The sequence below is a fragment of the Lentzea sp. NPDC020367 genome (genome assembly GCF_044387305.1).
GTDB lineage: Bacteria > Actinomycetota > Actinomycetes > Mycobacteriales > Pseudonocardiaceae > Lentzea.
Genome location: NZ_JBIRVV010000027.1, coordinates 1 through 20,025 on the forward strand (window position 1 = coordinate 1; position 20,025 = coordinate 20,025).

Annotated in this window: 17 protein-coding genes; 7 read left to right on the plus strand and 10 right to left on the minus strand. The window is 69.1% G+C overall.

The window, feature by feature from the left end:
* Positions 1-198 precede the first annotated feature (198 nt).
* Both ACH413_RS45855 and ACH413_RS45860 read left to right on the plus strand, forming a co-directional pair.
* Positions 199-1,608 (plus strand): hypothetical protein, encoded by a 1,410-nt coding sequence (locus ACH413_RS45855; RefSeq protein WP_360039333.1) that lies wholly within the window; start codon positions 199-201, stop codon positions 1,606-1,608.
* 73 nt (positions 1,609-1,681) lie between these two features.
* Positions 1,682-2,083 carry a hypothetical protein gene (locus tag ACH413_RS45860; protein ID WP_360039336.1) on the plus strand — a complete coding sequence of 134 codons (402 nt, stop codon included), beginning with the start codon at positions 1,682-1,684 and terminating at the stop codon, positions 2,081-2,083.
* Here the strand turns inward: ACH413_RS45860 and ACH413_RS45865 are convergent, their stop codons facing one another.
* On the minus strand, positions 2,084-2,254 hold the full coding sequence (locus ACH413_RS45865; RefSeq protein WP_360039339.1) for a hypothetical protein: 171 nt from the start codon (positions 2,252-2,254) through the stop codon (positions 2,084-2,086). It abuts the gene before it with no gap.
* 172 nt (positions 2,255-2,426) lie between these two features.
* Here ACH413_RS45865 and ACH413_RS45870 point away from each other — a divergent pair, with 172 nt between their 5' ends.
* The 3 genes from ACH413_RS45870 to ACH413_RS45880 are packed head-to-tail and all read left to right on the plus strand — an operon-like array spanning position 2,427 to position 6,093.
* Positions 2,427-2,984, plus strand: coding sequence for a 2Fe-2S iron-sulfur cluster-binding protein (locus ACH413_RS45870; protein WP_360039342.1), 558 nt, complete (start codon positions 2,427-2,429; stop codon positions 2,982-2,984).
* Positions 2,984-3,958: a xanthine dehydrogenase family protein subunit M gene (locus tag ACH413_RS45875; RefSeq protein WP_360039345.1), complete on the plus strand. Its 975-nt coding sequence runs from the start codon at positions 2,984-2,986 to the stop codon at positions 3,956-3,958. The genes ACH413_RS45870 and ACH413_RS45875 overlap by 1 nt, the downstream gene beginning before the upstream one ends.
* Complete coding sequence (locus ACH413_RS45880) at positions 3,955-6,093, plus strand: xanthine dehydrogenase family protein molybdopterin-binding subunit (RefSeq protein ID WP_360039348.1); 2,139 nt, start codon at positions 3,955-3,957, stop codon at positions 6,091-6,093. Before ACH413_RS45875 ends, ACH413_RS45880 begins: the two co-directional genes overlap by 4 nt.
* Here ACH413_RS45880 and ACH413_RS45885 read toward each other — a convergent pair whose 3' ends face one another.
* The 5 genes from ACH413_RS45885 to ACH413_RS45905 are packed head-to-tail and all read right to left on the minus strand — an operon-like array spanning position 6,094 to position 11,840.
* Positions 6,094-7,458 (minus strand): cellulose binding domain-containing protein, encoded by a 1,365-nt coding sequence (locus ACH413_RS45885; RefSeq protein WP_360039351.1) that lies wholly within the window; start codon positions 7,456-7,458, stop codon positions 6,094-6,096. It abuts the gene before it with no gap.
* Positions 7,443-8,846 carry a beta-N-acetylhexosaminidase gene (locus tag ACH413_RS45890; protein ID WP_360039354.1) on the minus strand — a complete coding sequence of 468 codons (1,404 nt, stop codon included), beginning with the start codon at positions 8,844-8,846 and terminating at the stop codon, positions 7,443-7,445. The genes ACH413_RS45885 and ACH413_RS45890 overlap by 16 nt, the downstream gene beginning before the upstream one ends.
* The gene (locus ACH413_RS45895; protein WP_360039357.1) at positions 8,843-9,664 is read right to left on the minus strand and encodes a carbohydrate ABC transporter permease; all 822 of its coding nucleotides are present in this window, start codon (positions 9,662-9,664) and stop codon (positions 8,843-8,845) included. Before ACH413_RS45895 ends, ACH413_RS45890 begins: the two co-directional genes overlap by 4 nt.
* Positions 9,661-10,605, minus strand: coding sequence for a sugar ABC transporter permease (locus ACH413_RS45900; RefSeq protein WP_360039360.1), 945 nt, complete (start codon positions 10,603-10,605; stop codon positions 9,661-9,663). The genes ACH413_RS45895 and ACH413_RS45900 overlap by 4 nt, the downstream gene beginning before the upstream one ends.
* Positions 10,602-11,840: an extracellular solute-binding protein gene (locus ACH413_RS45905; protein ID WP_360039363.1), complete on the minus strand. Its 1,239-nt coding sequence runs from the start codon at positions 11,838-11,840 to the stop codon at positions 10,602-10,604. The genes ACH413_RS45900 and ACH413_RS45905 overlap by 4 nt, the downstream gene beginning before the upstream one ends.
* Positions 11,841-12,018: 178 nt before the next feature.
* Between ACH413_RS45905 and ACH413_RS45910 the strand changes: the two genes are divergently transcribed.
* Positions 12,019-12,780 carry a GntR family transcriptional regulator gene (locus tag ACH413_RS45910; RefSeq protein WP_360039365.1) on the plus strand — a complete coding sequence of 254 codons (762 nt, stop codon included), beginning with the start codon at positions 12,019-12,021 and terminating at the stop codon, positions 12,778-12,780.
* An 82-nt stretch (positions 12,781-12,862) separates the two neighbouring features.
* Here ACH413_RS45910 and ACH413_RS45915 read toward each other — a convergent pair whose 3' ends face one another.
* The 4 genes from ACH413_RS45915 to ACH413_RS45930 form a co-directional block, all read right to left on the minus strand.
* Complete coding sequence (locus tag ACH413_RS45915; RefSeq protein ID WP_360039368.1) at positions 12,863-14,560, minus strand: sodium:proton antiporter; 1,698 nt, start codon at positions 14,558-14,560, stop codon at positions 12,863-12,865.
* Positions 14,561-14,611: 51 nt separating this feature from the next.
* Entirely contained in the window at positions 14,612-16,225 is a 1,614-nt protein-coding gene (locus tag ACH413_RS45920) for an allantoin permease (RefSeq protein ID WP_360039371.1), read from the minus strand.
* A 73-nt stretch (positions 16,226-16,298) separates the two neighbouring features.
* The gene (locus ACH413_RS45925) at positions 16,299-18,269 is read right to left on the minus strand and encodes a serine/threonine-protein kinase (RefSeq protein ID WP_360039373.1); all 1,971 of its coding nucleotides are present in this window, start codon (positions 18,267-18,269) and stop codon (positions 16,299-16,301) included.
* Between the two features lie 123 nt (positions 18,270-18,392).
* Positions 18,393-18,977 carry a methyltransferase domain-containing protein gene (locus ACH413_RS45930; protein ID WP_360039375.1) on the minus strand — a complete coding sequence of 195 codons (585 nt, stop codon included), beginning with the start codon at positions 18,975-18,977 and terminating at the stop codon, positions 18,393-18,395.
* A gap of 70 nt (positions 18,978-19,047) precedes the next feature.
* Here ACH413_RS45930 and ACH413_RS45935 point away from each other — a divergent pair, with 70 nt between their 5' ends.
* A complete protein-coding gene (locus tag ACH413_RS45935; RefSeq protein WP_360039378.1) occupies positions 19,048-19,968 on the plus strand; it encodes an AraC family transcriptional regulator in 921 nt (306 codons plus the stop codon).
* Positions 19,969-20,025 lie beyond the last annotated feature (57 nt).

Consider the following 20,025-nt stretch of genomic DNA (forward strand, 5'->3'; position numbering starts at 1 on the left):
CGCCCGCCGGCGTCGCGACGTCACTCGTGGTGTGGCTCGGAACGTAGCCGGGGGAATTCGCGGTCAGACGGGTGCATCGTGGTGTCGCCCCCACGTCCTCGTACTGGTTGTACGGGGCGTGGGGGCGGCGCCGCGAGGCGCCCTGCTGAGCGTGAATTCACCGCCAACGTTCCGAGACGCGCCACTAGGATCGGCGGCATGGGTCTGCACGGCGACGCCGCCTTCCGGTTCCTCGTTCCCGACGCACCCCCGTACCGCCGCACGGACGGCGATCGCGTCCCGTCGCTCGCCCCGTCCCGCATCGGCGTGCTGAACCAGCTGCGGACGACGCCCGGCATCGCCCGCCCCAGCCTGGTGTCCTCGTGGTCGGGGTCGATCGACCGGTTGCTGTTCGCGTTCCCGTCCTACGGCGTGCACACCCCGGAACTGGCGGCCGGCTACCGGTCGGTGATCGGCGCGCTGCGGCCGGGCACCGGGTTCGTCGTGGTGCACCACGAAAGCGACCGCGAGACCGTCGAGGGCTGGTTCACCGAGGCCGGGCACACCGCCCAGTACGTGCCGATGCCCGACTACGTGGACTTCACGGACTGGGCGGAGGACGGCTACCTCGCGCTCACCGACCAGGGCGAGGCCGGGACCTACCTGCTGGAACCGTGGTCGTTCCCCCGCTCCGGCGACTCGCTGATCGCGGACGCCGTCGAGGAGTTCGGCCCGGTGCGGGCGACCCAGGCACCGCTGGTGTTCCAGGGTGGCAACTGCCTGATCGGCGACGACTTCTGGGTGCTCGGCACCGACTACTTCCTGGACACGCTGGAGCTCGTCCAGAGCGGTGAGCTGCCGATCTCGGTGCCGGCGGGGCGGACGGTCGTGGAGTTCGTCCGGGAGCTGTTCCGCAGGCACGTCGACAGCGACCGCGAACTGGTCCTGGTCGGCACGAAACGCCCGTTGGGGCTCAAGGCGTACTACGCGACGGTCGAGGCCGGTGAGTACCACCTGGACATCCCGGGCGGAGGCGTCGGAGACGTCCAGCCGATCTTCCACATCGACATGTTCGTCACGCTGGTCGGACGGGTGGACGGCCGCTTCCGCGTGCTGGTCGGCAGCCCCGCGCTCGCGGACACCGCACTCGGCACCAAGTCGCCGTACGGCCTGCAGAACGCCTACGACGAGATCGCGGCGGACTTCGAGGCACGCGGCTTCGACGTCGTGCGCAACCCGCTCGTGCACCGGTCGCACATCTCCCAGCAGCTCACGTTCGCCGCCCTGCGCGCGTTCGCCGACACCCCCGACGGCGCCGAACTGCGCGAGGTGGTCGCCGAGTTCGCGGCGGCGGGCGCTGTGGCCGACACGACGGTCAACGTGCGGCCGTGGCACCACATCACCTGGAACAACTGCCTCGTCGAGAACAGCGCGGACAAGGGCAGGAACGTCTACCTGCCCACGTTCGGCCACGGCGAGAACGCCGACCTCGCCGTGATCGACGACGAGATGGAGCGGCTGTGGAGCGAGATGGGGTTCTCGGTCCACCGGCTCGCCGACTTCAACGCGTTCGCCAGCCGTCAGGGTGTGGTCCACTGCATCAAGAAGTACCTGGAGCGCGGCGCGTAGTCCCCCGGAATGACCCGCGAGTCACACCACCGAACGATGCCGGTGCACGCTGTTCACCCCTAACGTCTGTCCTATGAAGACGACGCTCATCGTCCTCGTCGTGCTGACCGTGATCGGCACCGGGACCGTGGTCCTGGTGAACCACTTCGGCGGCTGGAACACGTTGGTGGGCAAGGCGTGGGCCATCACGTACGAGGTCGAGTCCCAGCCCGCCGAGACGGCCGTCGACGTGACGTTCGCCCAGTCGCCCACCCGCTACCGCAAGGAGACCCCGCAGTCCGCCACCGTCTCGACGGCACTGCCGTGGAAGTTCGAGGTCGTGGTCAACGCGGGCGAGAAGGCGCAGGTCTCCGCCACGCCCAGGGGCGATCAGGTGTTGTCGTGCCGCATCCTGCTCGACGGCATGAAGGAGTTGGCGACCGTGACCGGGAGGCCCGGCGAGAAGGTCACCTGCGAGACCGTGACCGCCTCCTGATCACCGGCGCGCCAGCCTGCGCAGCAGCACGGGCACCACGACGACCACGAGGGCCCCGCCCACCACGTACGTCCAGGGTTCCTCGACGCCGAGCACCCCCATGGCGCCGCCGACGACGAGGCCGAGCAGGACCATCCCGAGCACTTCCCACAGCCGGATCTTCCGCAGCACGAGGCCGCCCCCTCCCCCACCAGTCAGCGATCACCCGGCGGATCGGCCTCCCCGGCACCACGGCAAACCCGCCGGCCCGGTTCACGCTGATGAACCTTGTACCGGAACCACGCCCACCTCATTGACCAGCTGAACCCTTACTGCTTGTGTGGCCCCGAGCACAGGGGGTCACATGACGACCAGGCGGCAGTTCTTCGGGCAGGCGGCGGCGGTCTCCGCGGGCGTCGCGCTCAGTCCGGCTCTCGAGGCGGTCGCGGCGCCGGACGGCGGAGGAACCGAGGTCTCGTTCCTGGTCAACGGCGAGCGACAGCGGTTGACCCTCGACCCGCGCGTCACGTTGCTGGACGCGCTGCGGGAGCGGCTCGGGCTGACCGGCACGAAGAAGGGCTGCGACCGCGGCCAGTGCGGTGCCTGCACGGTCCACGTCGACGACCGGCGCGTGCTGTCGTGCCTGACGCTCGCGGTCACCTTGCAGGGCAAGGAGGTCACGACCATCGAAGGGCTCGCGGACGGCGACGACCTGCATCCGGTGCAGCGGGCGTTCATCGACCACGACGGCTTCCAGTGCGGTTTCTGCACGTCCGGGCAGATCATGTCGGCGGTCAAGGTCGTCGAGGAACGCGAAGCGCGGTCCGACGAGCAGATCCGGGAGGCCATGTCCGGCAACCTCTGCCGGTGCGGCGCCTACCCGAACATCCTCCAGGCGATCAAGCAGGCCAGGGAGAGCTGATGCACGCCTTCGACTACTCCGCGCCGTCGACCGTCACCGACGCCCTCAGGCTCGCCAGGCCGGGGTCCGCGTTCCTCGCCGGTGGCACCACGCTGGTCGACCTGATGAAGCTCGACGTCCTGACGCCGGACCAGGTGATCGACGTCAACCGCCTGCCGCTCAGGGGAATCCGGATGCGGGGCGGGCTGCGGATCGGCGCGCTGGAGCGGATGAGCGACGTCGCGAACCACCCGCTGGTCGCGTCGACGCACCCGATGATCTCGCGCGCGTTGCTGCTCAGCGCGTCCGGTCAGCTGCGGAACATGGCCAGCATCGGCGGAAACCTGTTGCAGCGCACGCGTTGTGACTACTTCCGCGACGTGACGTCGGCCTGCAACAAGAGGCGGCCGGGCAGCGGGTGCCCGGCGCTCACCGGAGTCAACCGCGGTCACGCGATCCTCGGCACCAGCGACTCGTGCGTCGCCGCCCACGCCAGCGACGTCGCGGTGGCGTTCGTCGCGATGGAGGCGCAGGTCGTGCTGCGGAGCAGGGACGGCGAGCGAACGGTGCCGCTGGAGGACTTCTACCTGCTGCCGGGGACCACACCGGACCGGGAGAACGTGCTCGCACCCGGTGAGCTGATCGCCGAGGTGGTCGTGCCGACGCTCTCGTGGGCCCGGCACGCCACGTACCTCAAGATCCGCGACCGGCAGTCCTACGAGTTCGCGCTCACGTCCGTCGCGGCGGCGATCGACGTCAAACGCGGTGTCGTTCAGGACGTGCGGCTCGCGGCGGGCGGCGTGGGCACGAAACCGTGGCGGCTCAGAGCCGTCGAGGACGCACTGAAAGGCTCGGTAGCCGTGGAACGCACGTTCACTGACGCCGCGGAGTCCGCTGTGGACGGAGCGAGGCCGCTGGCGCACAACGCGTTCAAGACCAGCCTGCTGAAGCGCACGATCGTCCGCGCCCTGCTCGACGCGGCAGGCGTGCGGTGATCGGGCAGCCGGTCGACCGCGTCGACGGCCGCATCAAGGTCACCGGCGCGGCACCCTACGCCGCCGACACGAAGATCCCGGGCGTCGCCCACGGGTACCTGGTCACCAGCACGATCGCCAGGGGCTCGGTCACCGCGATAGACACCGCCGCCGCGCTCAGCGCCCCCGGCGTGCTCGCGGTGTACACGCCGTTCACCCCGCTCAAGCTCTTCGCGTACGTCCAGGAGCAGAACGACGAGCGCCTCCCTCCGTTGCAGGACAAGGAGATCCGGTACTTCGGTCAGCCCGTCGGGTTCGTCGTCGCCGAGTCGTGGGAACAGGCGCGGGACGCGGCGAGCCTGGTCACGGCGACCTACCAGCAGCTCCCCCACGTCACCGAGTTCCCCGGCCGGACCGTGCAGAAGGTCGAGGACGTCGAAGAGGTGCGCAGCGCGGTAGCTGAAGGCCCGGTGACGTTCACGGCCGACTACACCTCACCTGTGCAACACCACTGCGCGATGGAACCGCACGCCACTGTGGCGACGTGGAACGGCGACCACCTCACGGTCTACTCGACCTCCCAAGGCGCCCTGCTCGTGCAGACACGACTGTCCGAAACGCTCGGCGTCGACCCGGCGAAGATCCACGTGCTCAGTCCGCACGTCGGCGGCGGCTTCGGCGGCAAGTGGGGCAACTGGGCGCAGGTACCGCTGGCGTGCGCGGCGGCCAGAGCGCTCGGGCGCCCCGTCAAGGCCGTCCTCACCCGCGAGCAGGTGTTCGCGGTGGCCGGGCATCGGCCGCTCACCCGGCAGACGATCACGTTGACGAGCGAGCAGGACGGCACGCTCACGTCGATCACCAACGACAGCGTGTCGAGCCGCGGCCTGGCCGGCACCTTCTCCGAGAGCCCGGCGGGCTGGGTGCAGACCACCTACGCCAGCCCGAACCTCCGCACCACCAAGAAGGTCGTGCCGCTCAACCTCGGCGCCGCCACCGTGATGCGCGCACCGGCCGAGGCGAACGGGTCGTTCGCCCTGGAGAGCGCGATGGACGAACTCGCCGGGCAGTTGGGCGTCGACCCGCTCGAGATCAGGCTGCGCAACTACGCCTCCGTCGTCCCGAACTCGAAGAAACCCTGGTCCAGCAAGCACCTCGACGAGTGCTACCGGCGAGGCGCCGAGGAGTTCGGCTGGGCACAGCGCCCGAAACAGCCGCGCGCGACCCAGGACGGCGACTGGCTCGTCGGCACCGGCATGGGCACCGCGACCTACGCGGCCTGGCGCGACAAGGCGTCGGTGAAGGTCAGGCTCGCCGCGGACGGCACCGTCACCGTGTCCGGCACGGGCGCGGACCTCGGCACCGGCCAGTACACCGTCTTCGCCGTCCTGGCCGCCGACGCCCTGGGCGTCCCGATCGACCGCGTGCGCCCGGAACTGGGCGACTCGTCGTCCCCCGCCGCGGCCAACGCCGGCGGTTCGGTCTCGACGTGCAGCAACGGACCCGCGGTCCAGGACGCCGCCGCGAAGGCACGCACCGAGCTGATCTCGCTCGCCACGACGAACCCGCGTTCCCCGTTCCACGGCAGGGAAGTCACCTACCGCGACGGCAGCATCTCCGGCGGCGGCCTGACGATGAGCTTCGGCACCCTGCTCACCCACTGCGACGTCGGCGGTGTCGAGGCCGTCGGCACCTCACCGCAGCTCGTGGACCCGGAACACGGCTACCGCTCGTTCGGCGCGCACTTCTGCGAGGTCCGCGTGCACCGGCTCACCGGCGAACCCCGCGTGACCCGCTGGCTGTCGGTGATCGACGCGGGCACGATCGTCAACGCCAAGGCGGCCCGCAGCCAGATCCAGGGCGCCGTCGTGATGGCCATCGGCCAGGCACTGCTGGAGTCCACCGAGATCGACCACGCCACCGGTCGCTTCGCGAACGCCAACCTCGCCTCTTACCTCGTGCCGGTGCACGCGGACGTCCCCAGGATCGACGTCCGGTTCCTCGACCACCCTGACCCGCTGGTCAGCGGCCTGGGCGCGAAGGGCATCGGCGAGCTCGGCATCGTGGGCGCGGCCGGCGCGATCGCGAACGCCGTCCACCACGCCACGGGTGTCCGGGTCCGCGATCTGCCGATCACACTGGAGAAACTGCTGGCCTGATCAGACGTTGTCGACGTGCGCGACGCCCGCGGTGCGGTAGTCCTGCACCGCCGTCTTCACCTGGGCCGGGCTGAGCACCTGGTCCTTGGCGAAGTACACGTAGTCGACGTCCTGCTGGTAGGCCCGCTCGGCGCTGCTGCCCTGCAGGCCGCCCGAGATGAACCACAGGTTGAAGTTGATCGACATCGGCGTCTCCGGGTAGTACTTGTCGCCGTGGTCGGCGACCAGCACGCCGTCGATGTAGTACTTCACGCGGCCGTTCGCCACCTGGAAAACGAGGTCGTGCCAGCCGTTGTAGCTGACGCGCTGCTCGTTGTGGATGTTGTCGGCGACCCACGGTTCGTTCTGGTAGGTCTCCCAGGTGGTCTCGTACATGACGTTGGCCGGTTCGCCCCATCCGCCGTTGGGCAGGTACTCGAAGTCGATCTCGCCGTAGTTCGGGGCCATCGGCGCGTCGAGCGGGGTGATGGTGAAGAACGTCTGCACGACGTGGTCACCGTCCGGGCCGAACACGGGCGCGTCGCTGAACTTCACGCGCGACGCGTAGGTGCCCTCGAAGAACTTGCGCTGGTGGAACATCTCGGTCTGCTTGGCGGCGGAGCCGTTGTTCCACGAGTCCAGGCGCAGGACCTTCTGGCCGTCGACGGTCGGGAACGTCACGCGCGACGCGTCCCACTCGGCGCCGGGGACGCCGGGGCCGCCACCGCCCGAGCGGACGGTCCAGCCGCGCTGGCTGATCCGCGAGTCGCTCGAGTTGTTGTACGCGAAGTCGTCGAACATCTTGGGGCCGTTGGGGTTCGGCGTCGAAGAGGTCGTCGTGGTGGTGGGCGGGCTGCCGCCCGGCGGGGTGCCCCACAGCAGCGTGCTGCCGCGGTAGACGGTCACCTTGTTCCACGCCGAGTACGTGCTCTCGCCGCGGAACGAGTAGTCGTCGGACTGGGCGATCGGGCCCCAGTTGGTGCGGTAGAAGCGGAGTTGCAGGTCACCGGAGTCGGCGCCGGGGTTCAGCGTGCCGGCGCCGGAGGTGAAGCCGACCTCCAGGTAGCGGTCGGCAGGACCGCCGGTCAGCGTGCCGAACTGGCCGGTCACGTTGCCGCAGCCGCGCACGGCCCACGAGCAGGCGAACCGGTAGCCGACGTCCGGGGTGTCGCTCTTGAAGTAGTAGCGGATCTTCACGTCGGACAGCGGCACGCTCGTGCTGCCCGAGTTGACCAGTTTGAACCACGGTTCGGCCTGGTCGGTCGTCGCACCGGACGCGCTGGTCCGGTACTGGGCGGTGATCGCGTCGGCGGCGAACGCGCTGGGCGCCACGGCCAGTGCTGCCACCGCCAGGGCCGCGCAGGACGCGGCTAGGAGTGCTCGCAACGTTCTCTCCTCATTTCGGCAGGGATGGACAGGGCGGCGAGCCTTGACGAGTGGAGGCGCATCCTGGTGGTGAAGCCCTCCCACTCGGGGCGCTGGGACCAGAGGGTGTCGGCCAGCGCGGCAAGACGGGGAAATGCCAGGTATTCCAGGTGGTCACGGGAGCGGACGTGCTCGGTCCACAGCTGGCACTGGGCGCCTAGCACGCCGTCGGGCAGCGGCACGTGGTAGACGTCCCGTGCCGTCACGACGTACCCGGGCTGGCCGGGTGGTTCGTGCGGCGCGTCCGACTGCGGGTAGTCGAGGTAGGTGGAGGTGTGTGGGGCCATCACGACCGGCTGGCCGCGCTCCAGTGCCTTCGCCGCTTGGGTTTCGTCCTTCCACGGCATGACGACGGACCGCGGGTCGCCGGTCGGTTCCCAGGCGGCCGGCACCCGGCCGCGGTCGAGCAGGTACTGGCTCGCCTGGCGGAGGAACTGGCCGTGCACGTCCTCGGGCAGCAGGCACTCGTCGCCGCCGAGGTGGACGTGCTCGCCGGGGAACACCTCCAGCACCTCGGCCAGGACCTCGCGGACGAAGCCCATGGCGTGCAGGCCGAACGCGGCATCGCTGATGCCCCAACGGGTCCAGACCGGCAGCGGTTCCGGGGCGATGCCGAGATCGGGGTAGGCCGCCAGTGCCGCGCGGGCGTGGCCGGGCATCTCGATCTCCGGCATGACCCGGACACCGCGCTCGGCCGCGAACGCCACGAGGCCTTCCAGCTCGGCACGGGTGTAGGTGCCGCCGTGCGGGACGCCGTCACCGTTCGTCTCGGTGCGCCAGCCGCCGACCGAGGTCAGCAACGGGTGGGCGGGCACCGGCATGCGCCAGCCCTGGTCGTCGGTGAGGTGCAGGTGCAGGACGTTGAGCTTGTGCAGGGCCATCAGGTCGATGAACCTGCGCAGCACGGGCACCGGCTGGAAGTGCCGGGAGACGTCGAGCATGAACCCGCGCCACGGCAGTCTGGGCACGTCGCGGATGTCGACACCCGGCAGCGTCCAGTCCACTTCGGACACGCGGGACGGCTTGAGCGCCTCGGCCGGCAGGAGCTGACGGATCGTCTGAACGCCGTGCGTCAGGCCTTCCTTGGTGCCCGCGCGCAGCAGGACGCCGTGTTCGTTGACGGTCAGCGCGTAGCCCTCCGCGCCGAGGCCGACGAGTTTGGCGTCCAGCGCGATGACGATCTGGCCGTGGTCCGCGATCGGCAACGGGAGTCCGGTGGCCGGCCTGAGGAGCGAGCGCAGGAGCCTGGCCACGGGCTCGGCGCCCGGTGTGACGCGAACACTCGTGTCGCAGTCCAGCGTGAACCCCTTGCTGCGGCGCACGATCCTGGTCGGGAGTGGAACGATCACCCCTTCACCGCCCCTCCGACGATGCCGGTGGTCACCCGGCCCTGCAACACGACGAAGATCAGCAGCACCGGCAGCATGAACAGCGTCGACGCGGCCATCGTGGCCCCCCAGTCGGTGCCGAAGGTGTTGTTGAACGAGGACAGCCAGACCGGCAGCGTCCGGTCGTCCTGGTCCTTGATGATCAGCACGTTGGCGAAGGCGAACTCGTTCCACGCGGTGATGAACCCGAACAGCGACGTCGCCAGCAGACCTGGTGCGAGCAACGGGAACACGACCTTGCGGAACGCCTGCCCGCGCGTGCAGCCGTCGACCTGCGCCGCCTCTTCCAGGTCGACCGGGATGGCGGCGAGGAACCCGCGCAACGTCACGATGGTGAACGGCAGCGTCATCATGAAGTAGACCAGCGTGAGGATCCACAGCGTGTCGAGCATTCCGGTGTCCCTGGCGATCACGTAGATCGGGATGAGCAGGGCCTCCCACGGCGTCATCTGCGCGACGAACACCATCAGCACGAACGCCCGGCGGCCCTTCCACTGCAACCGCGCGATCGCGAACGCCGCGAGCAGGGCCACCAGCAACGCCAGCACCACCGCCCCGCCCGCCACGAGAAGGCTGTTGCGCCAGAACGAGAAGAACCCCTTCGCGGCGATCGCCGTGCCGAAGTGGTCGAACGTGACCGGGATCGGCAGGAACGTCGGTGTCGCGCTCTGGATGTCCTTGGTGGGCTTGAAGGCCGTGAGCACCATCCAGTACACGGGGAAGACCGAGATCACGAAGACGATCAACGCCGCCGTGGTCCGGGAGATCCGTCCGATCATGCGTCTCGCTCCTGCCGGTAGAGCTGGCGGAAGTACGCCAGCAGCGCGACCACGAGCAACGCCACCATGAGCATCGACACGGCCGCACCGAGGTCGTAGCGCTGCAACGACTGCGCGACCTGGAAGGCGTAGACCGGCAACGTCGTGGTGGCCCGGCCGGGACCGCCCTGGCTGATCACCCAGATCTGCACGAACGCCTTGACGACCCAGATCACCTCCAGGCACGTGATCAGCCCGAACATGGCGCGCAGCATGGGGAACGTGATGGTCGAGAACACCCGCCACGCGCCGGCGCCGTCGATGCGCGCGGCCTCGTACAGCTCCTGCGGCACGGTGATCATCGCCGCGTACAGCGACAGCGCGGCGAACGGGATCGACTGCCACACGATCAGCGTGATGAGGATGCCGAACGTCGCCTCGCCGTCCGCGAACCAGGTGTAGTCGCGGTACTCCTCGAAGCCCAGCGAGACCAGCGCCCAATTCACGACGCCGAGCCTCGACTGGAAGAGCCACTGGAACACCGTGGTCGCCGCGATGATCGGCGTCGCCCAGGTGAGCACGAGCCCGCCCATCACCAGCAGCCGGAGCCACTTCCCGAGCCTGACGAGCAGCAAGGCGACCAAAGTGGACAGAACCATGATGAGCACGACGTTGATCGCGGTGAACCAGAGCGTGCGCTTGACCACGCCCCAGAACTCGGGGTCGGACAACACCTTCACGTAGTTCGCCAGTCCGACGAACTTCGCGTCGCCGCGCACGAGCTGCGGCAGCCCGAACTCCTGCAGCGAGATGATCACGTTGCGGACCAGCGGGTACACCAGCAGGTACGCGGTGGTGACCAGGGTCGGCGCGATCAGCAGGTACGGCAGCACCGGGCGTTTGCGGCGCTTCGGGGCGGCCGGTGCGGTCTCCCGCACCGGCCTTTCGGCCAGGAGCGTCATTTGCCCGAGTTGAGCGCTTGGGTGATCACTTCGTCCGCGGACTTGGCGGCCGTCGCGGGATCGGCGCCGGTCAGGACCGCGGTCTGGAACTCCTTGATCGGGTTGCGCGCCTCGACCGCCGCCCAGTTCGGCGAGTTCGGGGTGGCGTGCCCGTTGGCCGCGCCCTGCGCCATCGCCGCCGTGCCGGGATCACCGCCCACCGAGGACGCGAGCGACTTGCGGTTCGGCACGTAGTTCATCGCCTTCGCGAGCTCCACCTGCCACTTCTCGCCGGCGAGCGCCTTGACGACCTCGTACGCGCCGTCCTGCCTGCTCGACGCGAGCGGGACGATGAGGTCGGAGCCGCCGGTGAACACCGCGCCGGGCTTGTCCGCGGTCTTGCCGGGGATCGGGAAGAAGCCGATCTTGCCTTCGAGCTCCGGGTTGGCCTTCGTGACGAGCTTCGCCGCACCGGGCACCGCGATGAACTGCGCGACCTTGCCGCCCGCGACCACGTCCGTCTGCTGCGGCTTGGCCTCGTCGGAGTCCTTCGGCCCGTCACCGAGCGCCTGAAGCTTCTTGTAGAAGTCCATGCCCGCCAACGCCTGCGGCGTGTTCAGCGAGCCGCTCCACTTGTCGCCGCTCTGCTCGGCCAGGTCACCGCCCTCGTCCCAGACGAACCCGGACAGCGTGTACCAGTTCTGGCCGGGCAGGTAGATCCCCTGCTGGTCGCCCTGGTCGAGCTTGGCGGTGGCGGTGAGCCACTCCTCGCGGGTCTTCGGCGGCGTGACCTGGGCGGCCTCGAACAGGTCCTTGCGGTAGATGACGACCCGGTTGGCCGCGTAGAACGGCACGCCGAACTGCTTGCCGTCCACCGCACCCGGTTCGCTGAGGCCAGGAATCCAGTCGTCGCCCTGAAGCTCGCTCTTCTTGGCGGACAGGTCCGTGACGCCCTTGCTGGCCACGTACTGGGCGACCTGGGTGTTGCCGACCTCGATCACGTCCGGCGGATCAGTGCTGGCCAGGGCACTGGTCACCTTCTGCGTGATGCCGTTCCACTCCTGAATCTGGATCTTCAGGTCGAGATCGGCGTGATCACGTTCGAACTCGCTCTCGAACTTCGACACGAACTCCTCGGTGGCCGTGTCCTTCATGAGCCACACGGTGATCTCCTGCTTGCCACCGCCGCCGCCCGCGGACGTACCGCAGGCCGACAACGTGAGCGCCAGGACTAACAAGGCAGCGGAGCGCGACACGACTCACCTCTCGCTGGGATGTGACCAATTGGTCAGGTCTGGTCGGGTGAGGTAGAAAGTGGCATAGACCACTTCTCAGGTCAATCCCCTGGTTGGATGCGTGGGAGCGCTCTGATCTTCAATCGACTGGTTACTTACCAGTGGTATGCCATACTGGCCGCCGACCGAGCGGAGGGGCATGGCCGAGGCAATCCTCAAGCGTGAGCAGGTCCGCGACTACCTGCTCGAACTCATCGAGACCCACCCGGCGGGCGCCCCGATCCCCGCCGAACGCGTGCTGTGCCAGCAGCTCTCGGTCTCCCGACCCACCGTCCGCTCGGCCGTGGAGGAACTGGTCAACACCGGCCTGCTCGTCCGCCAGCACGGCAGGGGCACCTTCGTCGCGCGCGCCAAGATCACCCAGGAAATGGTCTCCGACACCGGATCCATGTCCCTGCCCCAGGCGGGCGGCACGTGGTCGTCCAGGGTGCTCGAACACGCCCGCATCCCGGCGGGCGCCCGAGTGGGCCGCCGCCTGCACCTCTCCCCCGCCGCCGAGATCCACTACATCGCCCGCCTGCGCCTGGTCGACGGCGAGCCGATGGCGCTGGAGTACCTGCACGTGCCCGCCCTGGTCGCGCCCGCGTTGACGTTGCACGACATGGAGTCCGGCGACTTCTACGAACGGCTGCGCGAGCACGGCGTCCACGTTTCCGAGGCCGTGCAGTCGATCGAGCCGACCGTGGTGAACGATTCCGAGGCCGGTCTGCTCGGAGTTCCTGAGCTGGCACCGGCGTTGTTGTTCGAGCGGCTGACGACCGATGCCGAAGGGCGGCAGGTGGAGTACGTGCATTCGATCTACCGGGGGGACCGGTATCGGATCGTGTCCCGGTTGACGCTCGGGGCTTCGCCGCGCAACACCGTGGACGTGGAGGCGAAGGTCGGCAACCTGTTCCAGTAACACCGGCTGGGGCTGCACGACGTGAGATCACGTGCAGGGACCTTTGTTCGTTCGCGCGGCCGCGGCCACGCCGGCCGCCACGTCACATGAACCGGGTGCTCTGACTGTCCACGAAGGTCTGCGCGCGTTCCAGCGTGTGCGAGGCGTAGGTTCCCCCGGCACGCGCGTCCAGCAGGGCGTTCTGCTGCGCGTCCGTCATCATCCGCTGCAGTTCGAAACGCTGGTGCAGCGACTTGTCCGGGTCCTGCTCCAGGAACTTCTTCTCGATGCCCTCGCTCATCGCGATGGTGCGCTCCAGCGTCTGCTCCAGCAGGTGCTCGTCGAACGGCTCACCGTTCTCGCGGCACAACGTCGAGCTCTCCAGCAACGTCCGGCTCGCCGTCACCAGTTCGCCCGCCAGCCGGGCGTACTCGCGGCGTTCGTGGTCCTCGTCGTTGCCGCGGATGCCCAGCCACCTGATCACCAGCGGCAACGAGCCGCCCTGCACGACCAGGGTGAGGATCGCGACCGTGAAGGCGATCAGGATGAGTTCGTTGCGGAACGGCAGGTCTTCCGGCAGCGTCTGGGCGGCCGCCACCGTCACCACGCCGCGCATGCCAGACCAGGCGAGCACCGCGCCGCCCCGCCAACTCAGGCCCTCGGTGGCGTAGAAGGCCACGTCGGCCTGTTTGCGTTGCAGCATCCGGATTCCGCGGTCGTACCGCTTCTCCTCGCCGGGCTTGGGGCCGCGTGCGACGAACCGGTCGGCGAAGGCCTCGAGTTTGCTGGTGAACGCGTCCGCTCGGCGTTGCTGGCGGCGCAGCAGGGCGATCACCGGGATGGTGAACGCCACGCGCAGCAGGACCAGCGCGACGGTGGCCAGCACGCCGATCACCAGCGTCCGCGCCAGACCGTCGTCCGCCACGGTGGCGACGACCGACGTGAGTTCGAAGCCCACCAGCAGGAAGACGCCGTTCTCCAGGATCAGCTGGATCGTGCGCCAGTTGGTGCGCTCGGAGATGCGGTCGTGCGCGGTGAAGCGCTTGGCGCTCTGATGACCGGTGATCAGGCCGGCCACGACCACGGCGATCACGCCGGACGCGTGCACCTCCTCGGCCGGGATGAACGCCAGGAACGGGACGACGTACGAGATCGCGGTCGTGAGCACCGGCTGGCCCTGGATCTTCGACCGCGCCCACACCGACACGATGCCGACCGCGGCGCCGATCACCACGCCCACCGACACGGCGTACGCGAAGTCGCCCACCGCACTGCCGAACGACACGCTGGCCGTGATCGCGACGATGGCCGTGCGCAGCAGCACGAGCGCGGTCGCGTCGTTGACCAGGCCCTCGCCCTCGAGGATCGTGACGAGCCTGGGCGGCAGGCCGAGCTTCTTGCCGATCGACGTGGCGGCGACCGCGTCCGGCGGGCTGATCACCGCGCCGAGCGCGAGCGCGGCCGCGAAGCCGATCTCGGGCAGCAGCCACCAGATCAGCAGGCCGGTTCCGAACGCGGACACGACCACGAGCAGCACCGACAGCGCGCCGATGGTCGCGAAGTTGCGTCTGAAGTCGACCACCGGCACGTTCACCGCCGCCGAGTACAGGATCGGCGGCAGCACGATCACCAGGATCCACTCGGGTTCCACGACCAGGTGCGGCGCTCCGGGCACCTGACTGCACGCCATGCCGACGAGCACGAGCAGCACGGGTGCGGCCACGCCCAGTTTGGGCGCGGCGTACGACACCACCACGATGATCAGCACGGCCGCGACGGCGAGCAAGGCCCATTCCTGCATGACGTGCAGTTTGCTCGATGGGAACGGACCTCGCCCGTGGAGCCACGCCGGTCAGGAAGCAGGAAGCACGTGGCGGCCGTCACGGTCGGTGCTCAGGCACAACGAGCAGATCTCACCGCCGAGAGCGCTGGCCGTCATGTCCGGTCGCTCGTAGGACTCCGTGCACACCACGCACTCGTACCGCGTCCCGCTCGGGTTGCCGTCCTCGTCGAGCACCGGCTCCGCGATGCCGTCGTCGGTGCGGCGCAGGTAGAACCGGCCGCGCGTGAGGATCGCGAGCAACGGCGTCAGCACGATCGGGATGCCGACCGCCACCAGCGGCGAGTAGGGCTGGATCGCCGGGCCGAACAGTCCGAAGTAGACCGAGATGGAGAAGATCGACGAGGCGAGGAACGACCCGACGCCCACCGGGTTGACCGCGAACAGCATGCCGCGGCGGAACTCCGGCTGCTTGGGCGAGAGCTTGAGCAGGTACTTGTTGATCGCGATGTCCGCCGCGACCGTGACGACCCACGCCATCGCGCAGTTCGAGTAGAAGCTCAGCAGGTTGTTGAGGAAGCTGAACATGTCCGCTTCCATCAGCACCAGCGCGATCACGAGGTTGACCAGCACGAACACCAGTCGCCCCGGATAGTGCTTGGTGACGCGGGTGAAGGAGTTCGTCCACGCCAGTGATCCCGAGTAGGCGTTGGTGACGTTGATCTTCACCTGGCTCAGCACCACGAGCACCAGCGCCAGCGGCACCACCAGCCACGCCGGCATGAACTGCTTGAACACCCCGGTGAACTGCTCGATCGGCTCCACCGCCGCGACCTTGCCGACCGCGTCGAGCACGTAGACGGCCATGAACGCGCCGATCGCCTGCTTCAGCGCGCCGAACACGACCCAGCCCGGTCCGGCCATGATCATCGACGTCCACCACGCCCGCCGGTTCTCCGCCGTGCGAGGCGGCATGAACCGCAGGTAGTCGATCTGCTCGCCGATCTGCCCCATCAACGACAGGCACACGCCCGCGCCGAGCATCACCGCCGCGGTGTTCACGCCGGTGTCCCCGTAGGCGAGCCAGCGGCTGACCGAGTCCGGGTCCGCGATCACCAGGTAGAGCAGCGGCGCCACCATCAGCAGCAACCACAACGGGTTCGTCCAGCTCTGCAGCTTCGCGAGCACCTTCATCCCGTAGATCACCAGCGGGATGATCACGAGTGTCGACGCGAGATACCCCAGCCACAGCGGCAGCCCCAGCGCGTACCGCAGACCCTGCGCCATGATCGAGCCTTCGAGCGCGAAGAAGATGAACGTGAAGCTCGCGAAGATCACGCTCGTGATGACCGAGCCGTAGTAGCCGAAGCCCGATCCGCGGGTGATCAGGTCGAGGTCGATGTTGTACCGCGCCGCGTAGTAGGCCAGCGGGAACCCCGTCACGAAGATGACGATCGCGGCGAACGCGATGGCCAGCAAGGCGTTCCCGGTGCCGTGCGCGAGCCCGATGCCCGCGCCGATCGAGAAGTCCGCCATGTAGGCGATCCCGCCCAGCGCGGACGCCCCGACGACGGCGGGCGTCCAGCGCCGGTACGTCCTGGGTGCGAACCGAAGGGTGTAGTCCTCGAGCGTCTCTTTGGACGCCGCACGTACCGGCGCGGGCTCCACAACCTCGTCAAGGGTCATGGATCTCGACGCTAGGAACCGCGCGTTTCGTTCAGTCGCACCACTTGTGACGAGCGCATCACGCTCCGCGCACTCACAACTTCCAGATCCTGACGGTCTTGTCGTCGCCACCCGCCGCGATCCGCTTGCCGTCCGGCGAGAACGCCACCGCCTGGATCTGCCCGGCCGCACCGATCACCGTCGCGCGGATCTTCTTCGTCTCCACGTCCCACAGCTGGACGAAGTTGCCCTGTCCCCAGACCGCGATCGTGTCGCCGTCCGGGTGGAACAGCGCGCTCGACACCGTCAGGCCGTCGTCCGCGCGCAGGAACACCGCCTTGCTCTGGCCCGACTCGACGTCCCAGAGCTGCATCGCGTTCTTGCCGTCGCCGTCGATGACCGCGAGCGACTTGCCGTCGGGCGAGAACGTGCCGCCGTCGCCGGTCGAGTCGTTGATGGTCTTGACCGTCTTGCCGGTGGCCGGGTCGACGATCTTGATCTCCTGGTACTTCGTGCCCGCGTAGGCGAGGAGCTTTCCGTCCGGGCTGAAGGAGAGCTCGCTGCTGCCCTGGGCCTCGGTCAGACCGATCTTGACCTTGCGCGTCGCGACGTCCCAGATCTGCAGGCGGCCGGTGTGGGTGACGCCGGCGAGGGTCTTGCCGTCCGGGTGGAAGCGCAGGGTCTTCATGATCGAACGGCTCTCGTCGAGGCCGCCGATCATGGTGCGGTCGGCGAGGTTCCACAGGTACGTGGTGAAGTCGCCGGTGCGGTTGCCGCCCGCCGCGAGGATCTTGCCGTCCGGGCTGATCGCGACCGCGGTGGCCGCCGCGCCGCCGGGACCGTCCGGGAGCTGGACGGTGCCGACGACCTTGTTGGTCGTGGTGTCCCAGATCCGGACGGTGTCACCGCTGTCACCCAGGCCGTCCTGGGCGCTGGCCAGGAACTTGCCGTCCGGGCTCCAGGCGATGGAGGCGATCGCGTACGTGTGGTCGGCGAGCTGGACGTGCTCGGTGTACTCCTCCGGGCGTCCCGGCTGGGCCTTCGACGAGGTCGTCGACTGCTCGGAGCCGCCCTCCTTGTTGGAGGCCGCCTTGTTGTTGTCCTTGGTGGACGGCAGTTCGGCCGCCTCGCCGTCGTTGTTCCTGGTGCTGAGCCACCACGCGGTGCCGCCGCCGGCCACCGCGAGCGCGCCGGCTCCCGCCAGCAGCAACGTGCGCCGGCTGACGCCCTGCTTGGCCACGACCGGCAGCACGACGGGCGCACCGGCGAGCATCGCCAGCGCCTGGTCGACCGACGCGCGTTCGGCGGGGTTCTTGCGCAGCAGCCCGCCCAGCAGGGACGCGAGGTGCCCGGCGCGTTGCGGGGGCGGCGGGTCCTGGGTGAGCAGCATCGACAGGGTCGTCATGAAGTCCTGGCCCTGGTACGGCGGCCTGCCCTCCACGGCGGCGTACAGGGTGGCGCCGAGCGACCACATGTCGGTCGCCGGCGTGATCGGCGCGCCGGTGCCCTGCTCGGGCGCCATGTACGCGGGGGTGCCGACGATCGAACCGTCGGTGGTCAGCGGGACGTCGCCGGTGAGCCGCGCGATGCCGAAGTCGGTGATGACGACGCGGTCGCCGGACAGCAACACGTTGGCGGGCTTGAGATCGCGGTGCACGATCCCGGCCTGGTGCGCCACCCGCAACGCGCTCAGCATCGATGTGGCGATGTAGGCGACCTGGTCCGGGGGCAGCGCGCCTTGGGCCTTGACGGCGTCGGAGAGCGAGCCGCCCCGGACGTACTCCATGACGATCATCGGGGTGCCGTTGTACTCGACGACGTCGTGCACGGTGACGATGCCGGGGTGGTTGAGCTGGCCGGCGAGCTGCGCCTCCCGCATGGCCCGCTGGCACAGCAACGCCCGCTGCTGGGGGTCGAGCCCGACCGGCAGCAGCAGTTCCTTGATGGCCACCTCACGGCCGATGACCTCGTCCCGGCCGAGCCACACCCGGCCCATGCCGCCGACGCCGATCACCTGAACGAGCCGGTAGCGCTGCGCCACCAGACTTCCCGTCGCATCTGTCACGGCGGGCAGCTTAGATGGGAGATAGCGCTCCCACGACGGTAACCGGCAAGTTCGTGAACAATCGGAACTGTTGGCAGCAAAGCAACATCATGCGCGTTCAATCGGTCGACAATGGACCTGTCCCTAGTGGACTCTCGCGACCTCGATCCCGATCTCCCCGAACATCCGCACCTTCCGCGTCCTGGTCGGTTCCGCGGTGAACCCGGCGTCGGCGATCCCCTTCGCCGCGTGGCCGTGGTGCGCGATGTCGGCGAGCACGAGCAGGCCGCCCGGCCGCAGCACGCGACGCACCTCGGCGAGCATCTCGCCCTTCGAGGGGTCGTCGAGGTGGTGCAGCATCAGGCTGGAGAAGACGACGTCGAACGAGGCGTCGGGGAACGTCAGCTCCTGCGCGAACCCCCGGTCCAGCTTCGCCGTCAGCCCGGCCCGCCGCAGCTTGCGCTCCGCCCGCGCCAGCATCTTCAGGTCGGGGTCCACGCCGACGAGTTCGACGTCGCGATGACGCTTTCCGGTGGAGCGCAGCAGGTTCCCGGTGCCGCAGCCGACGTCGAGCACGCGCTGCCCGGCGCTCAGACCGGCCACCTCGACCATCTCCTGATGGATCGCGTGCAACCCGGACACCCGGTGCAGCACGTCGTAGAACGGCAGCAGGTAGTGCTTGCCCATGCCAGGCAGGTAGTCCCGCTCCTGGGACGATGTTTCGGCCATGAACTCATTCTGATCGCTGCCGGACCAGGATTTCTGTGCCGATCCACGGTTTGAGTGGGACGATTTGACGGTGCGCGCGATTCGAACACCGATGAAGGGCGACGGGCCCGCGAAGTACTCCTGGCAGCCCGCTCCCGGCGACCTCCCCGTCATGACCGTGCGGCTCGGGCACGGCGCGGACTTCGACGGCTCGCACGAGGCCCACTCCCACGACTTCCCCGGCCTGGCCTACTTCGAGACGGCCGGCGGCGTGGTGCGGCACGGCCGTCAGGTCAGGCAGGTCGAGGCCGGCGACCTGTTCGTCATCGCGCCCGGCGACGTGATGGGCCAGGCCCGCAGCGACGACCTGCTCGGCGCACGCGGCTGGGGCGTCTTCTTCACCACCGACGCGCTCGGCCCGGACACCCCCGGCGCGCACCTGGCGTGGCGCACGCACCCGCTGCTGTTCCCGTTCGTCCACGGCGGCGCGACGGGTGCGTTGCGACTGAAGGTTCCCGTCGAGCACCGCACGGAATGGACCGCCCGCGTGGAGGCACTGCACGCGGAACTCGCGCAACGCCCCGACGGCTACCGGGAAGCCGTGCCGGCGCACCTGACGCTGCTGCTGGTCGGGGTGTCGAGGCTGGCCGCGGACGTCGTCGGCGACCTGCGCGAGAACGCCGAACCGCTGCTGGCCGAGGTGTTCGAGGTGATCGAGCGGCGCTACCCGGAACCGTTGTCGCTGCGCGAGGTCGCCGCCGCGGTCAGCATCTCCCCCGGCCACCTGACCTCGACCGTGCGCAGGCGGACCGGCCGCACGGTGCAGGAGTGGATCACCGAGCGCCGGATGGTCCAGGCACGGCGCCTGCTGGCCGGGACGGACCTGCCGGTCGGCGACATCGGGCGGCAGGTGGGCGTCCCGGACGCCGGCTACTTCGCGCGGACGTTCGGCAAGGTGCACGGGATGAGCCCCACGCGTTGGCGGCGGTTCAACCACCTGAACACCCGCTGAACTCCTGTGGACGCCCTGTCGATCAAGGGCCGTTTCGTCGCTTTCGTCCCGCCCGGC

What these genes read in the sequence shown, in the direction of transcription:
- ACH413_RS45920 (WP_360039371.1), bottom strand. Translation starts at nt 16,225, where the DNA reads ATGACCCTTGACGAGGTTGTGGAGCCCGCGCCGGTACGTGCGGCGTCC.
- ACH413_RS45910 (WP_360039365.1), top strand. Translation starts at nt 12,019, where the DNA reads ATGGCCGAGGCAATCCTCAAGCGTGAGCAGGTCCGCGACTACCTGCTC.
- ACH413_RS45860 (WP_360039336.1), top strand. Translation starts at nt 1,682, where the DNA reads ATGAAGACGACGCTCATCGTCCTCGTCGTGCTGACCGTGATCGGCACC.
- ACH413_RS45855 (WP_360039333.1), top strand. Translation starts at nt 199, where the DNA reads ATGGGTCTGCACGGCGACGCCGCCTTCCGGTTCCTCGTTCCCGACGCA.
- ACH413_RS45895 (WP_360039357.1), bottom strand. Translation starts at nt 9,664, where the DNA reads ATGATCGGACGGATCTCCCGGACCACGGCGGCGTTGATCGTCTTCGTG.
- ACH413_RS45875 (WP_360039345.1), top strand. Translation starts at nt 2,984, where the DNA reads ATGCACGCCTTCGACTACTCCGCGCCGTCGACCGTCACCGACGCCCTC.
- ACH413_RS45930 (WP_360039375.1), bottom strand. Translation starts at nt 18,977, where the DNA reads ATGGCCGAAACATCGTCCCAGGAGCGGGACTACCTGCCTGGCATGGGC.
- ACH413_RS45900 (WP_360039360.1), bottom strand. Translation starts at nt 10,605, where the DNA reads ATGACGCTCCTGGCCGAAAGGCCGGTGCGGGAGACCGCACCGGCCGCC.
- ACH413_RS45915 (WP_360039368.1), bottom strand. Translation starts at nt 14,560, where the DNA reads ATGCAGGAATGGGCCTTGCTCGCCGTCGCGGCCGTGCTGATCATCGTG.
- ACH413_RS45870 (WP_360039342.1), top strand. Translation starts at nt 2,427, where the DNA reads ATGACGACCAGGCGGCAGTTCTTCGGGCAGGCGGCGGCGGTCTCCGCG.